Genomic DNA, 15,830 nt, shown 5'->3' with positions numbered 1-15,830 from the left:
GCCGATTTCTGTATGATATAGGAAATGGCGAAAATACAGAAACTCCATAAGGCTCCTCCACTATACAATTTACTTTTTTTAAAGAAAGCACCTAAACAATTCCGCTTTTGTTTTAAAAAACCCGCCAATTCAGGCGGGTTTTTTGGGAATTATTTTTTATATTGAATATGATAAATATCACGCCGTCTGTCTTTTAGCTGGCGCACTGTACCGTTTTGGCGCTGTCTTCTGAGAATTTCCAGGTCAACATCGCCGATGACAACCATTTCAATATTCGGGTTTGTTTCGCCGACAATGCCGTCTCGGGCGAATTCAAAATCAGACGGGGCAAAGATGCCTGACTGGGCGTATTGGATATCCATGTTTTCCGTTTGCGGAAGGTTTCCGACCGTTCCAGAGATAACCGTATAAATTTGATTTTCAACCGCTCTAGCCTGCGAACAGTATCTGACACGCAGATAGCCTTGACGGTCTTCTGTACAAAATGGCGTAAAGATGATTTTGGCTCCTTTATCAGCCGCAATCCGGGCAAGCTCAGGAAATTCAATGTCATAACAGATCTGGATCGCGATTTTCCCGCAGTCCGTATCAAACACGCGAACTTGGTCTCCTGCGCTGATCCCCCACCATTTGCGTTCATTCGGCGTAATATGGAGTTTGTATTGCTTTTCGATTGTTCCGTCCCGTCTGAACAGGTAAGCGATATTATAGATCTTGCCTTCCTCTTCGACGAAATGAGATCCGCCGATAATGTTGACGTTATACTTCACAGCCAAGTCAGTAAACAGGCTGATGTAATCTTCTGTATACTCGGTAATTCTCTGCACCGCCAAGCTCGGTGACCGTTCCTCAAGGAAAGACATCAGCTGGGTTGTGAAAATTTCCGGGAACACCGCAAAATCAGATCTTGCGTCGGAAGCAACATCGACATAGTATTCTACTTGATTCGCAAATTCCTCAAAGGAATAAATTTTCTTCATTTCGTATTGGATCACACAAATTCTAACAGGGAACGCCGATTTATAATAGCGTTTTGTCTGCTGCGGTAGATAATCGACATTATTCCATTCCATCAGCGTCGCATACTTGATCGAAGCTGTATCATCTGGGAGATAATTCGGGTTAATTCGCATAAGGGTAAAGCCGTTCATCAGCTGAAAAGAAAGAACCGGATCGTATATTTGGTGGCGTGTCACCTGTTCAACATACTCTCTCGCTGTCATTTCATCTGCATATTTGTGATAGTTTGGAATCCGTCCGCCTATGATGATGCTTTTCAGGTTTAAGCGTCTGGCTAAGTCCTTTCTCGCCTCGTACAAACGGTGGCCGATCTTCATTCGTCTGTATTTCGGGTGCACCATGACTTCAATTCCGTACATATTCAAGCCGTCAGGATTATGGTTGGTGATATAACCGTCATCTGTAATGTCCTGCCACGTATGGCGGTCATCATATTCATCAAAGTTAATCAGGAGACTTGAGCACGAACCGATAATTTCACCTTCGAATTCTGCACAAAACTGCCCGTCTGGAAAATGCTCCAAATGGCTGATTAAATGCTCTCGCTTCCAAGGTTCCATCCCCGGAAAGCAGTCCTTTTGAAGATCGATAATCTTGTCGATGTCTTTCTCTTCGATATTGCGGATAACCATTTTCTTTTCAAACCGGGTCAAATCTAATTTCTCAGACAACCTACTCGCTCCTTTCTAGTTTTGTGAGTTCAGATGATCAAGCAATAGGGCGAGCTCCATTTCCGCCATTGATTCAAGCCTGTGATCATAGTCTTCAAACATCAAGGTGCCCGTTACTTTATTCGGGACAATGACACACTTCATTCCTGCACGTTTCGCAGCAATCGAACCATTGACAGAATCCTCAAACGCGAGACATTCCGCTGGCGATACCCCCAGGTTCTTTGCCGCCAATAAATAGAGTTCAGGATTCGGCTTCACCTCTTCCACATCATCAGCCGTTTGAATAACTTCAAAATCATCAAACAGGCCGATTTGCTTCAAATGGCCGGACACCCATTTATAATCAGAGCTGGAGGCAAGGCCTATTTTTAAGCCTAAATCCTTTGCCGCATTCAAATACGCTTCGACACCAGGTCTCGCTTTTTCTGTTTCCATGCGTTTGGCGAACCGCTCTCTTCTCAATTGTGTGAGCTCTTCATGGTTCAGCTTTTTCCCGATCTGCTCTTCTAAATATTCAAAAGGCCGGAAACCCGCAGCAGTTCCGATGACCTTTCCCCAGACAGATAGCGGCAGCACTGAGCCGTGCTCTTCAAATATTTCCTGAAGAACCTCATATTCGTGTGTTTCTGTATCTAGAATAAGCCCGTCAAAATCAAAAATTAACGCTTTAATCACTGGGTACAACTCCTTTAGTACGAATTGAGACATATGTATACACTCACTATACCCCGAAACAAGTCCGCTTTCAAAAAGTAAGGTTTTATGTGAAGAAAGAGCCTGCACACTGCAAGCTCTTTCTTATTAATGAATGTTTTGGTGAGAAATGTTTGTCAGCGCTGATCCCGCAGACTCGTTCGACATCTGATTGACTGCCAGGTCTCCAAGCGCAACGATCCCGACTAGATTGTTTTGATCTACAATAGGAAGGCGGCGGATTTGGTGCTGGGCCATCAGCTGCGACGCGTCTTCCAGACTCATATTAGGGTTTCCTGATACGAGTTCTGTTGACATCACTTCTGAAACGGGTGTCTGGCCATCACGGCCCTGAGCTGTAGTTCTTAATGCAATGTCACGGTCAGTCAGCATTCCTTTTAAAACACCTTGCTCTACAACGGGGATCGCCCCGACGTTATGCTGTTTCATTAGAGAAGCCGCTTCCTGAATCGTTTGATTCGGAGAAACGGTTGCCACCTGCGTTGTCATTGTATCTTTAACTGAACTCATTGTCAGCACCCCTTTCAATCATTAGTATGTTCAGACACGAGCCGTTTAAAAAGGGAGTTAGAGGAAAGGTTTTATGATATGATTTCTCTGATACAAAAAGAGCTTTTCTAAAAATAGAAAAGCCCTTGCCGCATGATTATATTAGCCTTCTTTGACCGAAAAAGGCTTTGTTAGTCTTCTTTTGAAAGTCAGAAAAAGCAAACGGAAAATAAATCCCAAAATCATTCAGCATCTTGCTGTTTTTTTCAAAAATCGCCTGATCACTCAAATCAGAGTGCGGCGAAGGCTTGGTCAGGATAATATGTATCATTTGCAGACAAGCCATAATTTGAAATGCTTCTTTTAATGTTCCTTGGTAATAATGGTTATTTAAAGACAGAACGCCTTTCTTTTTAAAGCGCTGAATGTCCAGTTCGGAGAAATAAAGAGGAAATACATCATGGATCAGCTCCATAGACAGCTCCTTGATAAAGCTCTCCTGTTCTGCAGTTGCTGCGTTCACAATTCTCACGTCAATCACCTTTCTTGCCATCGAATATCCTAAGTCTTACTCAAGAATAGCACAGAAAAAAACGCGAAAGCTAAGGTAAGTGTTTCCTATGAGAAACAGCAGCCTTCCGCTTCGAAAAGGAGCCATTTAACATGAACCAAAAAGGCAGAGGGCTTGAGATCCTCATCAATGAAAAACAGGACGGCCAATGGCTGTTTTCCGTACTCAAAACAGCGCTCAAAGCTTCTAAACCAGTGATACAAGACTGGATGTCCCATCAACAGATAAAGGTCAATCACGAATCCGTCTTAAACAATATGATTGTAAAAAAGGGAGACCGCGTGTTCATTGATCTTCAGGAAAGTGAAGCATCTTCGGTCATTCCGGAGTATGGCGAGCTTGATATTTTATATGAGGACAATCATATGCTCATCGTCAATAAACCCGCTGGCATCGCAACGCATCCGAATGAGGATGGGCAAACCGGCACACTGGCTAATTTGATCGCGTATCATTATCAGATAAATGGCGAAACATGTAAGGTGCGCCACGTCCATCGTCTTGATCAGGATACATCTGGCGCTATCGTTTTTGCCAAGCATCGTTTGGCACACGCCATCTTAGACCAGCAGTTAGAGAAAAAGACGCTGAAGCGTACGTATACCGCCATCGCTGAAGGTAAGCTACGGACGAAAAAAGGGACAATTAATTCACCGATCGGCAGAGACCGATCACACCCGACAAGACGCCGGGTTTCACCAGGCGGGCAAACAGCCGTCACTCATTTCAAGGTAATGGTCAGCAATGCGAAAGAACGGCTGTCGCTCGTTGAATTAGAGCTGGAAACAGGCAGAACACACCAAATCCGTGTTCATCTGGCGAGCCTCGGACATCCGTTGACAGGAGACTCGCTTTACGGAGGCGGGAGCAAGCTGCTAAACAGGCAGGCACTGCACGCCAATAAAGTACAAGCGGTTCACCCGATAACAGACGAGCTCATAGTTGCTGAAGCCCCTTTCCCTGCTGATATGGAAAACCTTTGCCGCACATATTTTTCATGAAGAAAAGCCGCAGGCACTGCCTCGGCTTTTTAAGTCACTCGTTTTCCATATATAATATAGCGTTTCGGGGCATTTCCGACGTATGAAAACGGATAGCAGGTCGTTAGAATAAGCTCCTCCTTTTCATGCTGGAGCGTGATAATAGATGTGTCATCCTTATCGACAATTTTTGTTTTTACAATTTCATATGTGAATTCTCCATATGACAGGAGAAGACGGAGCTGATCCCCCTTTTCCAGCTCTCCCGTCCGGCGAAACACGGTATCCCGATGCCCCGACAGCACAATTTGCCCGTTTTCATCAGGATAATAGCTGTCCTTGTAATGCCCGACACCTTTTTCTAAATCATTAGCATCGGTGCCCTCCACGATCGGAAGCTCTGCATTGATTTTCGGTATTTCCAAAATTCCGCTCGCTTGGCCGGTCTCAGGCTTAAATGATGCTTTGTTCTTTGCTTGATCTGTGCTATTTTTCGTCCCCAAAGGTTCCTGCGGCTTTTCAGCCGCAAGTTTTGCTTCTTTTAATGTCTGTTCCGTTTTCATATTCGTATCGATCAATTTAAAGCCTCCATAGCCTGCGATCACTAGGCCGGCAGCAATGATGAATAGTGGAATAACTTTTTTCACGTTCTGGAGGCGCTCCTTTTTCTTCTGACATATAGATAAGTTCCTGACAATGTCACCGCCGCACCGATTACCATAAAGTTATAGTAGCCCGCTGACGTATCCGGAAGCTGATGATCAGACCCGCTTTCCGCAGCCTCGGTTTGTAACGGCAATGTGCTGATGCTATTAGCAGTATCAGCGGTTTTTGTGTTGTTGATTGGTATTTCATTGAATCTCGAAATGGCTGAAGGCGGAAGCTGATGAACCGGTGCTGTTCCCGGAGTTTCTTTTATATCAGGCAAATCTTCATCTGGCCTTGGATCCTCTTTAATCGGATCCTCCGTCCCCGGATCATCTCCAGGCTCTTCCGTAATCGGGTCTTCTGTTACAGGGTCTTCAATATCACTGACTTCAGCAAGCTTAATTCTTCCCTCTTTTGTATACGCAATTGGCTCATCAAAACTCTTCACGTACTCAACTGTCGCTTCCAAATCCTCAGGCCCTGTCACCGGATTTTTTCCCAGCAGTCCGATTGGCTGATATTTGGCTCCTGTCGCCGTCGCCATAAAGTTGTTGACGGTCAATGTATATGTGGCATCGGGCTGGATCTCGGTGCCATCTGCCATTTTCATATCAACTGCTTTTCCGGTTTCTTTATCCCACGTATACGTAAACCCGCTGATGCTGTAGTCAGGCCCAAAAACCGGCGAGATTTGAGCATTGATAATCTCTCTTAAATCTTTTCCTTTAATCTCAAGCTTCGTTAACACATTTCCAAACGGCTGAATATTGTAAAGATCTCCCCACGTAATCGAGCCCTTCTTCAGCGCTTCACGTATGCCGCCGCCATTCATAAGGGCGAAATCCGTTTTCATGGCAGCTCTCATACCATCCGCAATCAGGTTTCCAAGAGGTGTATCGCCGTCATTTGAATACCCCCCTTCCATATCAACAGCGGCTTCGCCGACTACCTCGCTGATAATCGGTTCAGCAATAGCTTCGTATTTCTTTAAAATGGCTGAAGCGCTGGCATCAGGTTGGATTTTACTTTGATCCACATATACGATTTCCGCGGACTTTTTGACAATATCTTTTGTTGTTTTATCGATCTCTACATCAACGACACCTATCGCTTTTCCATATTCATACGCTTGAACAATCAGTTTTCCATTCACTTCGCCGTTAACTACCTTATGATTATGCGCGGCAAAAATCACGTCAATTTCAGAATCTGTTTTGTTTGCAAGATCAGCAGACTCACCGGTAATGGCGTTGCTGTTTTGTTCAGCTGACATATGTGCGAGAACTACGATGGCCTTCACGCCTTTTTTCTTGAGCTCTTTGGCCGCCTCATTCACCGCTGTCACTTCATCTGTAAACTCGATATTCTTTATCCCTTCAGGCATAACCATGCCAGCTGCCGACTGTGTGACAACTCCGATAAAAGCAACGGGTACGCCCTCCACATTAATGATGTCGTAAGCCGGCAAAAAGGGCTCTCCAGTTGATTTCATTTTACAATTGGCACATACTAGGGGGAAATTCTGTCCATTATATCCGCTTGTGCCTTTCGGATGATCACCGCCGTTTAAGATCCTCAGCAGTTCATCCGTGCCTTCATCAAATTCGTGGTTTCCCACGGTTCCGACATCAAATCCGATGTCCTCCATCAGTTCTACAGTCGGTTCATCCTGAAGAAGAGAGGAAACTGGAGAGCTTCCGCCGATCATATCTCCCGCGTGCACAATCAGCGAGTTTTTCTTTTCAGCCTTTTTTTCTTTTAAATATGCGGCGGCATAATCCATGCGTCCAAACGTGCCGTCTGCAGTTCCATTTCCATCAAGATCAAGCTCATATTGCTGATCGATTTTGCCATGCAAATCATTCATGCTGAGAATTCTAAGCGGCACATGTTCTTTAGGTGCCGTTTGCGTTTTTTTATATCCCGCGCTCTCCGCTTCACTTGCTGAAGCGAAGAAAATTCTGTTTTCCACAGCTACCTTCTTCCAGTGAGCTGGCTGCACATATGTTTTATTCGACGAGTCCCCCACATATCTTGTCAGGCCTTTCCCTTGCTCTCTGGCTCTGAATTCAAACGGCATTTCCATGAGCGGATCGTTTTCATTCCAAATTCCTTTTTGGTCTTTTTTTGCAGCGGCTACTGCGGCCTGAAACTGCTGATAATCCTCTTCATTGTCAACCGGCCAAATAAAATACGTCGGAGCATAGCCGTTTTTTACAAGCTCTAAGTTCACGTTTGAACCTGATTCGGTTATGACTTGTCCGAGCAATCTGCCATAGCTGTCCTTGGCTTCACTCCCGACCTTGACAGTAATTTTATCACCCGGGGACAGAACCGTTTTTAGATAGTCAGATGCTTTTTTGCCAAATCTTAATTGATTTTCATCTGCGTCATTTTTTGGTGTGTGATATGTTTCGGGTGTATCTACATTTACAAACCGGATTTTTGTCGTTCCAAGCACCGGAGATTTAAGATGAATGGTATCGCCGTCAACTACCCGGTCAACAATCCCTTCATATTCTCCCTCTGCAGACGGAGGTGCGGGCTGCTCTTCAAGCAGCTTCAGGTCAGCCGATTTTCGCGGAAGCAGCTGAAAGGTTTGGTATCTGCTTAACACACCGGTAAATTCATACCATTTGCCCTCATCAAGCTCGTTTATCACCCCTGTTTCATTCATAACCCGGAGCGTCATTGCATGATGGTCGTCATCAATCATTGTTACATTGTAACCGCCGCCGGCAGGAGAACTTGGAATTGAGGAAACAAAAGCGGTTAGTTTCACAAGGCGTCCTTCATACTGATCACCTAGGCTGCCGTTAATAAGTTCATTGATTGTTAAGTGTTTGGGGGCGGGGAGGGATTGATTTGACTGGTTGATTTTGATGCCTGATGAGTTTGGAACGATTTCTTTCAGCCCCTGGTAAGACGTGATTTTCCCTGTCACCGTGACATCCATACCCTCTTTTAATTCGGGAAATTGTTCAGGGGATGGCGAATAAATGTTAATGCCTCCGGTTTCATCTTGCAAAAAGGTCGACAGCTTCCCGCCTCCGATTGCGTTTTGATCAGCTGTAATGATCCCTTTTATCGTTACTTCTTCATTCAGCCTTCCCCGTGCTTCATTTATGGTCACTTGCTGTTCAGCCGGCGGAGTTTTTGTGTCATCGGTTACGTTCATCGACTGAACGTTTTTAAGTCCTGTCGTGTTAAAGTAATTTTCAAGCTTTCCTTGAACCGTTATCTTTTTCCCTAGAAGAAGCGGATTGGTTTGCAGCCCAAATTGGCTTCTGAAGGCGGAGGGGATTTGCACAGGAAGGATGTGTTCGGGCGATGTTTCGTTTTTACGGTCTGCCAGCGCAACATTATAATCATTTGAAAAAGGGCTTGTCAGCTTATAATGCTGCGGGGAAACAGCCTGGCCGACTGCATATCCTTCGACAAGCGCCTGTCCTTCTTTTTGCTGTATTGCCTTCTCAATCGATATAGGCTGTTGCGGTTCAGCTGCCTTTACAGCTTCGAACGTGTACATTACATTTAAGAACATTAATGCCGTGATCAACACAATATGCAGAATACGCCTCATCATATTTCCTCCCTTATACACATAATGACAACGATTTTGTCTGCTTATCATTTCGACAGACAGCATATAATTCCTTTCAGGCTTCTGCATAATACACGGCAGACTGACACAAAATACAGCTGATCTGAAAAAAAAGGAGGAATTCGGTTTGGATCAGTTCAATCAGCAGCAGCAATCCCAAATGAACAAAGGTATTCCTGGCAAACCGCATAAAAACCACGGCGGACATGAAATGTTTGATATGCATGAGGTGCTTTCCGGAACACTTACTGTGCTTGATCAGTTTATGATGCTGAGACAATTCTGTAAGGATCAAGAATTACTAAACATCCTTGATCGTCAACATCAATTCATCACATCTCAATACAATATAACTGCAGAATGCTTCAAAACAGGAAGCGAACCTTCACAAAAAACAGCAACTTATATGATGAAGGAAGACAACCAGACTGTTTACGGCATGCAGCCGTCACAGCCTAAAAAACCTGTTCAATCCATGAATGATATTGATGACAGCATCATCAGCCGACAAATGCTTTGCGCGATTAAAGCACAAGCTTCTATGCTGACGATGGCTTCTCTGGAAATGACAAATCCGGCCGTAAGACGCGTACTGTCTGCGCAAATTCAGGAGTATGTTGAAATGGCATTTGAAATTTTCCTATACCAAAACAAACACGGCTATTACCAGGTTCCTCAGCTTGATGCGCAGGATATGGAACAGCTGCGAAATTCATTCGCCCCTGCCCAAGGACAAATGCCTCCGACACAAGGCGGAATGGGTCAGCAAGGACTTCACTAATAACAAAGGCATTGGATAGATACTATCCAATGCCGCACTGTTTTTTTCAAATTTTTTCTTAAAATCTTTTTCAAATTGATCAAGACTTTCCTTTGTTGCTGATTTAAACCCTTTTTCAAAGTCCCCTTTTTTTGCCGTTTCCTTAATCATTTCTGAAATAATGTCTTTCCCGTATTTGTCCGTCAGCTCATCGATCATATAAAAGCTTTGCAAATAGACATCAGTGTCATATTCGGCTCTAGCTTCCTGCCAGTCTCGATCAGTCTGCAAACGGTCAAAGGGCACGACAGAAAACGTGATCGGATCTATGAGCAATTCATAGTTCGCAATCCACTCGCTTAACCCTTCATGAAACCATAACGGAAACTCATCGGGATCCGTCTCAAGCTCCTTCAATTTCTGGTGAAACGCATGGTGCGAGTATTCATGAATCAACAATCTCTGGTACAAATAAACTGCTACCTCGTCCCCTTCTAACAGTTTCTTTTTCTCTTCAGGCAACAATCCGATCAGCTGCTCCCGTTCAGAATAAAAACCAACTACATCCAATAAACCGGAGTAAGCCTCCATCTGTTTTTCATTAGGAAAAAAAATAATGTCAATAGGCTTTTGATTCGAATATCCAATCATAATCTGATTAATACTGACCGCATATTCAAGCGTTTCTTTCGTCAATGGCAGTAAGGACTTTTCCTTAGAAGTGTAATAAATATCGGCCTGTTTGAATGACTCTTTCTTCATGTGCTTCGTCACTTGTTCTTTTGTTATTCCAGATGCCTGACCTGGAAAAGACAGGATATACATCGCGCTTGATACGATGGCTGAGCTTACAGCCAGCATCACAAGGACTCCGCACAGGAATAGAGCGGATGCCGCACGCTTTCCTATGCCATCCCGCAAACGTCTCCCTCCCTGAGCCGGTCCGTCTTGTACCTTTTTATTTTTACTCTATGCAGCCTGAGTTCGCAGTGTGTCATTAACGCAAAGAAAAAGCCGCACAAATTGTGCGGCTTCTTTCATTTATTCAGCGTTAGGGAATACACGCTGTACAGTTTGTGTAAATTCATCAAATAATCCGGCGATTGGGTCACCATTTTGAATACGCTTTCCATATCCTTGCATACGCTCTACAAAATCAGGGTTAGCTGAAACGTAAACATTATCAATGTTTTTGTCAGTAGATCTTACCTTTTTGGCTATTTTTTTCTTCAGATTGTTTTCTACTGCACCTTTATTTCCATTGGTTAAAACGACTGCAACGTAGGCTTGATTTCCAGCCACAATGATATCGGCATGCTTTACTTCTTTTAGGTCTGTTACTTTATCAGCTGCTTCATCAGCAACCTCAAGTTTTCGGTCGTTGTTATTATCGTCATTTACACGATTGTTATTGACATTATCATTAACATTGTTGTCAACGTTATCCCGATTGTTTACATTCCGCATATCGTCATTGGCCGGATTTCGATAATTTACGTTTCTTACATCATTATTATCACGTCTGCCCTCACCTTGGTCGGCCATACCGCAGCCAGTCATAAGCAAAGGGATAAGAAGCATAGACGCAAGGACTTGTTTTTTTCCAAACATGTGAATTCCTCCTTTATCACTTTACTTATAGGTTTTTCTAACTGGGTTTAATTATGCATGCAAATCTGGAGGAAATGCTTTCCCGGGAAATATAACGGTTAATTTGTCTAACGAGGGGGAAAATATGAATACACTACAAAGGAGGGATCATGTTGTTTAACCAGCGAAGAGGAATCAGCCCCGCAGCATTGATCATAGGATCAACTATGCTTATTGCTGCATTATCACCTCAGATCCGCCAAAGAATCAGCGGGTTTATCACAGGACAAATGAACAGAAGAAATTCAGAAAATAACACATTTGATGCTTCTAATGTAGGAAACATAGTCAAACAAGCATTTGGCGGAGGCAGCGGGGATAACCAAGACCGTTCGCAACATCAAAGCCAGCGGCAAAATGGCCGTCAGCACCAGCACGCCGGACAGCAGCAAACACAGCACCAGCATACACAGTCTCAAACTAGGCAAACTGAGACAGCCGCGAAAAAAAGACAGCCGCATTATGCTGAACCCATTCATTTTGAACAAAGCGCAATGAATGTCATGGACGACAACACGATGATGGAAATGCTGGAGGACTTAGAGCCTGGCCGTTAAAAAAACGTGTAATCCTCTTGGATTACACGTTTTCATATGTTACGCTTCTTCAGCTTCAATCACTCTGGATTGATCATGAAATGCCCCTTGATCAATTTCTTTTGTGACCTTACTTGTAATAAGACCGGATGTCATGCTTCCGCTGACATTCAAAGCAGTACGCCCCATGTCGATTAACGGTTCAATTGAGATTAACAAACCGGCGAGCGCGACAGGCATGTTTAATGATGATAAAACAAGAAGCGCCGCGAATGTCGCTCCGCCGCCGACTCCGGCAACCCCGAAGGAGCTGATGGCAACGACTGCGATAACAGTGATAATAAACACCGGGTCAAATGGATTTTGGCCGACAGTCGGAGCAATCATCATCGCCAGCATCGCAGGATAAATGCCGGCACATCCATTTTGGCCGATCGAAAGACCGAACGAACCGGCAAAGTTTGCGATTCCCTCCGGTACACCCATGCTTCTCTGTGTTTTAATATTCAGCGGTAAAGCACCTGCGCTAGACCTTGACGTAAATGCAAATACAAGTACAGGCACCGCTTTTTTCAAATAAATCACCGGATTCAAGCCGCTGAACGTCAGCAGCAGCAAATGAATGATAAACATAGTGATTAACGCGGCATATGATGCAATCACGAACATGCCCAGTTTTAGAATGCTGTCAAGATCACTCGTTGCAATTGTTTTTGTCATGATGGCTAGCACCCCATAAGGCGTCAGTCTCAAAATGAGTGTGACAACACGCATGACAATGGCATAAACGGCATCAACCAGTTTTTTAAATGTTTCTGCCTGTTCCGGCTGTTTGTGTTTTACGCCGAGGAATGCCACTCCAAGGAAAGCGGCAAAAATAACGACAGCGATCGTTGAAGTCGGTCTAGCTCCCGTAAAATCTAAAAACGGGTTTCCAGGCAGCAGTTCAACAATCTGCTGCGGCAGCGTTTTCGCTGTCATATCCTCTGATTTCTGCTGAAGCTCCTGTCCCCGTGAAAGCTCTGTACTTCCTTGGTCAACCTGAATCGCCTGCAGATCAAATGAAAGCGCGGACGCGATACCGACAGCTGCAGCAACTGCTGTTGTTGCTACTAAAATCCCGATAATCAAACCGCTGATTTTCCCAAGATTTTTTGTCAGCTTCAGTTTTGTAAATGCACCGAGAATCGAAATAAAGACGAGCGGCATGACAACCATCTGAAGCAATTTGACATATCCGCCCCCGGCGATATTAAACCAGTCGGCTGTTTGAATGACTATATTTGAAGTCGGGCCGTAAATCAGCTGAAGCGCAAATCCGAATACAATCCCCAGCCCCAGCGCAGTAAATACACGTTTAGAGAAGGAAACATGTTTTTTCTGCATAACAAAGAGCCCTAAGATAAGTAAAAATAAAATAAATACATGTAATACAACCAGTAAAGTCTCCAAAGCAGGTAAACTCTCCCTTCAAATTTTCTCATTTACTATATTACACTAATTCCGATGGGTCAAGTGCGAATTATTTTAACTTATCAATTCAAGTAAAAAAACCTTATATAATGCCTTTTTTGTTCTTTTCTTTCCCTTCCATCTTTAGTACCTTATATAAGGGTGATAATATTTGCTGAAAGAACTGTTTGTAAATTTGACCATTTTAATCACATTTAATTATCTCTTCACCCACCTGTTTAAAGAAAGGCTAGTACATAAAAAAGACAGCATATCTTTTCAAGCTGTTAAAGGACTGGCCTGCGGTTTGCTCGGGGTTATTCTGATGGTTTTTGGATTTACCTATCAGCATTCAATTATTGATCTTCGAAATATCCCTATTATGATTGCCGCTCTTTATGGAGGCTGGGTTTCAACGGCAACGGCCCTGGCCATGATCACTGCAGGCCGCTTGCTGATTACGATGAACACATCTGCACTATACTCGGTTATTATCATTTGTATCGCTGCCATTCCGTCACTCATTGTTTCTAGAAGAAAAAAAGTTCAACTAAAACATGCTTTCTATCTTTTAATAATCACAAATAGCTTGATCTCCTTTTCCTTTTATTTTCTTATAGATTTACATTCATACGAACTTCATTTGTATTTTTGGATCATATCAATAGCGGGCGGCATGCTCAGTTTATATATTATTGATCATGAAACAAATGCACATCTTCTTTTTAAACAATATAAGTTTCAGGCGCACTTTGACTTTTTAACAGGCGTGTATAACCGAAGAAAATTTGAAGAAACCACAAAAGCTCTGTATCAGCAGGCGGCCGATACCCCGCATTTTCAATTTGCACTGATTTATATGGATATCGATCATTTTAAGACCATCAATGACCAATATGGCCATCATGAAGGAGATCAGGTGCTCAAAGAGTTGGGGTTACGTCTGAAGCAGAGCATCCGAAATACTGATCCTGCCGCTCGTATCGGCGGTGAAGAATTTGCCGTGCTCCTGCCGAACTGTTCTCTTGATAAAGCAGCCCGGATCGCTGAACGGATCAGGAGAACTGTAAGTGATGCACCGATTGTATTAACAAACGGTGAAGAGCTTTCAGTTACGATATCACTAGGGGCCGCTCATTACCCCAATAATACGGAACAGCCAGGATCCTTGCCCATTCTTGCCGATCAAATGCTTTACAAAGCGAAAGAAACGGGACGGAACAGAGTATGTTTTTCAGAAAAAAAAGAATGAATTCAATGTTCGAATTCATTCTTCCAATCTGAAAGACGTTTCAAAGGCAGAAAAGCCGGGACAAGATCTCCCTGGTATTCTTTTTCTATAAATGCCGCTGTATCATCAGCTTGATAAAGCTCAAGAATGGTTTGCAGCGCTTCCCGATCTTGATCCTCCGCTCTAACAACAATCAAATTCATCTCTTCCCCAGACATGGGTCCGCCGCTCTTTAGCGTATGCTTTTTCGGGTTCAGGCCCGCTTTTTTTGCTTCTGATGGTTTCATGACAAACACGTCGGCACCGCTTACTGCATCCTGTTGCCGGACAGCTTTTAATTTCAGGTGTCTCGGATTATCTTTAATCATATCAACTGAACCTGTTCCGTTAAATCCGTTTTTCAGCGTTAGCAAACCCGCTTCCTGGAGCACCGTAAGCGCCCTGCCAAAATCGAACGCTTTATCCGGAACAGAAACGACAGCTCCTCGCGGTATATCTCGGATTCGGTCATATCGTTTTGAATAAATGCCCATGGGCGTTATGTATGTCGTTCCGAGCGGTGCCAAATTAAGTTTGTATTTTTGAGTGAACGACTGAAAATATGAAATGGTTTGAAAGGCGTTGGCATCAATTTCTTTGTTAGCAAGTGCGATATCAGACTCCGCATAATCAGAAAAAGGGATCAGCTGAATATCCAGCCCTGCCTCTTCAGCCTTTTGAGCAATATAGTTCCATATTGCCCCGTCAGACTCAGCAATCCCGATTTTTATCGATTCATGTTCTGCAGACGGTGAACATGCAGTAAATGAAACGAGAAGAACAAGGACAAAACTGCATATAAGCCACTTTTTCATTGTGACCATACTCCTATCTATGTATTAGAGCATGCAAGCAATATCAGACATAAAAATCATACGCTCTCTTAGTTGATAAACGTTGTCATTTGTAATATTGATTAACTTTTACCTTACTCATATCCAATAAGGTTGTCAATTCCTATTACTTATCTTCCCAAAATGAAGAAATACTAAGGCAAACGTATGATCACATATCGAGAAAGCAGATGAATTTCCGCAAATAAATATCAAATTGAAAAATAAATATGGTATTTTCCGAAAAAAGTTTCAATAAGCAGTTGTTTTTTCTGAAGATTACTGGTAGAGTAAAGGTAATTATTTTTGTTCGAACTATCTTTAAGAAGAAAGTTTTGTAAGAGTTTTCGTCTTGAAAGTTTGTTAAGAGCAAGAATAGTGAATTTAAGCGTTATGATCGCTTTAGGAGGAAATTTCATGTTAGAAGGTAAAGTAAAATGGTTCAACTCTGAAAAAGGTTTCGGATTCATCGAAGTAGAAGGTCAAGACGATGTATTCGTTCATTTCTCTGCTATTCAAGGCGAAGGCTTCAAAACTTTAGAAGAAGGCCAAGCTGTTTCTTTTGAAATCGTTGAAGGAAACCGCGGACCACAAGCTGCTAACGTTACTAAAGAAGCGTAAGCATAAAT

At 43.3% G+C, this 15,830-nt stretch carries 15 protein-coding genes; 5 read left to right on the top strand and 10 right to left on the bottom strand.

From position 1 onward, the window contains the following. Positions 1-149: 149 nt before the first annotated feature. The 4 genes from NX903_RS04475 to NX903_RS04460 form a co-directional block, all read right to left on the bottom strand. Positions 150-1,691 carry a bifunctional GNAT family N-acetyltransferase/carbon-nitrogen hydrolase family protein gene (locus NX903_RS04475; protein WP_014479282.1) on the bottom strand — a complete coding sequence of 514 codons (1,542 nt, stop codon included), beginning with the start codon at positions 1,689-1,691 and terminating at the stop codon, positions 150-152. A 15-nt stretch (positions 1,692-1,706) separates the two neighbouring features. After that, positions 1,707-2,369, bottom strand: a complete 663-nt coding sequence (locus NX903_RS04470) for an HAD family hydrolase (RefSeq protein WP_014479281.1) — start codon at positions 2,367-2,369, stop codon at positions 1,707-1,709. 126 nt (positions 2,370-2,495) lie between these two features. Beyond that, complete coding sequence (locus NX903_RS04465) at positions 2,496-2,918, bottom strand: CBS domain-containing protein (RefSeq protein WP_003245462.1); 423 nt, start codon at positions 2,916-2,918, stop codon at positions 2,496-2,498. Between the two features lie 136 nt (positions 2,919-3,054). Next, positions 3,055-3,450, bottom strand: coding sequence for a YhcU family protein (locus tag NX903_RS04460; RefSeq protein ID WP_003233401.1), 396 nt, complete (start codon positions 3,448-3,450; stop codon positions 3,055-3,057). A gap of 110 nt (positions 3,451-3,560) precedes the next feature. Between NX903_RS04460 and NX903_RS04455 the strand changes: the two genes are divergently transcribed. Continuing rightward, a complete protein-coding gene (locus NX903_RS04455) occupies positions 3,561-4,469 on the top strand; it encodes an RluA family pseudouridine synthase (protein WP_086343622.1) in 909 nt (302 codons plus the stop codon). 29 nt (positions 4,470-4,498) lie between these two features. Here NX903_RS04455 and srtA read toward each other — a convergent pair whose 3' ends face one another. Next, positions 4,499-5,095, bottom strand: a complete 597-nt coding sequence (gene srtA, locus NX903_RS04450) for a sortase SrtA (RefSeq protein WP_017695407.1) — start codon at positions 5,093-5,095, stop codon at positions 4,499-4,501. Further along, the gene (gene yhcR, locus NX903_RS04445; RefSeq protein ID WP_086343621.1) at positions 5,092-8,745 is read right to left on the bottom strand and encodes an endonuclease YhcR; all 3,654 of its coding nucleotides are present in this window, start codon (positions 8,743-8,745) and stop codon (positions 5,092-5,094) included. Before yhcR ends, srtA begins: the two co-directional genes overlap by 4 nt. Positions 8,746-8,827: 82 nt before the next feature. Here yhcR and NX903_RS04440 point away from each other — a divergent pair, with 82 nt between their 5' ends. Next, a complete protein-coding gene (locus tag NX903_RS04440) occupies positions 8,828-9,481 on the top strand; it encodes a spore coat protein (RefSeq protein ID WP_009966881.1) in 654 nt (217 codons plus the stop codon). On the opposite strand, the gene NX903_RS04435 is transcribed toward NX903_RS04440, so the two are convergent. Beyond that, a complete protein-coding gene (locus NX903_RS04435) occupies positions 9,413-10,381 on the bottom strand; it encodes a hypothetical protein (RefSeq protein WP_003245770.1) in 969 nt (322 codons plus the stop codon). The genes NX903_RS04440 and NX903_RS04435 overlap by 69 nt on opposite strands. Before the next feature lie 120 nt (positions 10,382-10,501). Further along, entirely contained in the window at positions 10,502-11,071 is a 570-nt protein-coding gene (locus NX903_RS04430; RefSeq protein ID WP_086343620.1) for a YhcN/YlaJ family sporulation lipoprotein, read from the bottom strand. Between the two features lie 149 nt (positions 11,072-11,220). On the opposite strand from NX903_RS04430, the gene NX903_RS04425 reads away from it, so the two are divergent. After that, the gene (locus tag NX903_RS04425) at positions 11,221-11,667 is read left to right on the top strand and encodes a hypothetical protein (RefSeq protein WP_069322471.1); all 447 of its coding nucleotides are present in this window, start codon (positions 11,221-11,223) and stop codon (positions 11,665-11,667) included. Positions 11,668-11,706: 39 nt separating this feature from the next. On the opposite strand, the gene tcyP is transcribed toward NX903_RS04425, so the two are convergent. After that, the gene (gene tcyP, locus NX903_RS04420; RefSeq protein ID WP_003244685.1) at positions 11,707-13,098 is read right to left on the bottom strand and encodes an L-cystine transporter TcyP; all 1,392 of its coding nucleotides are present in this window, start codon (positions 13,096-13,098) and stop codon (positions 11,707-11,709) included. 172 nt (positions 13,099-13,270) lie between these two features. Between tcyP and dgcK the strand changes: the two genes are divergently transcribed. Then, positions 13,271-14,350 (top strand): diguanylate cyclase DgcK, encoded by a 1,080-nt coding sequence (gene dgcK / locus NX903_RS04415; RefSeq protein ID WP_003233417.1) that lies wholly within the window; start codon positions 13,271-13,273, stop codon positions 14,348-14,350. Between the two features lie 2 nt (positions 14,351-14,352). Here the strand turns inward: dgcK and NX903_RS04410 are convergent, their stop codons facing one another. Continuing rightward, positions 14,353-15,183 carry a MetQ/NlpA family ABC transporter substrate-binding protein gene (locus tag NX903_RS04410; RefSeq protein ID WP_014479256.1) on the bottom strand — a complete coding sequence of 277 codons (831 nt, stop codon included), beginning with the start codon at positions 15,181-15,183 and terminating at the stop codon, positions 14,353-14,355. A 435-nt stretch (positions 15,184-15,618) separates the two neighbouring features. Here NX903_RS04410 and cspB point away from each other — a divergent pair, with 435 nt between their 5' ends. Then, positions 15,619-15,822, top strand: a complete 204-nt coding sequence (gene cspB, locus NX903_RS04405; protein WP_003224086.1) for a cold shock-like protein CspB — start codon at positions 15,619-15,621, stop codon at positions 15,820-15,822. Positions 15,823-15,830: the final 8 nt, after the last annotated feature.

Origin of the sequence: Bacillus sp. FSL R5-0576, from assembly GCF_038004765.1 — a bacterium.
In the GTDB taxonomy this organism is placed as follows: domain Bacteria; phylum Bacillota; class Bacilli; order Bacillales; family Bacillaceae; genus Bacillus; species Bacillus subtilis.
The sequence above is the reverse complement of the archived record's forward strand: the minus strand, read 5'-3'. Positions and strand labels throughout refer to the sequence as shown.

What these genes read in the sequence shown, in the direction of transcription:
- NX903_RS04465 (WP_003245462.1), bottom strand. Translation starts at nt 2,918, where the DNA reads ATGAGTTCAGTTAAAGATACAATGACAACGCAGGTGGCAACCGTTTCT.
- NX903_RS04460 (WP_003233401.1), bottom strand. Translation starts at nt 3,450, where the DNA reads ATGGCAAGAAAGGTGATTGACGTGAGAATTGTGAACGCAGCAACTGCA.
- NX903_RS04455 (WP_086343622.1), top strand. Translation starts at nt 3,561, where the DNA reads ATGAACCAAAAAGGCAGAGGGCTTGAGATCCTCATCAATGAAAAACAG.
- yhcR (WP_086343621.1), bottom strand. Translation starts at nt 8,745, where the DNA reads ATGCTGTCTGTCGAAATGATAAGCAGACAAAATCGTTGTCATTATGTG.
- NX903_RS04430 (WP_086343620.1), bottom strand. Translation starts at nt 11,071, where the DNA reads ATGTTTGGAAAAAAACAAGTCCTTGCGTCTATGCTTCTTATCCCTTTG.
- NX903_RS04425 (WP_069322471.1), top strand. Translation starts at nt 11,221, where the DNA reads ATGTTGTTTAACCAGCGAAGAGGAATCAGCCCCGCAGCATTGATCATA.
- NX903_RS04410 (WP_014479256.1), bottom strand. Translation starts at nt 15,183, where the DNA reads ATGAAAAAGTGGCTTATATGCAGTTTTGTCCTTGTTCTTCTCGTTTCA.
- cspB (WP_003224086.1), top strand. Translation starts at nt 15,619, where the DNA reads ATGTTAGAAGGTAAAGTAAAATGGTTCAACTCTGAAAAAGGTTTCGGA.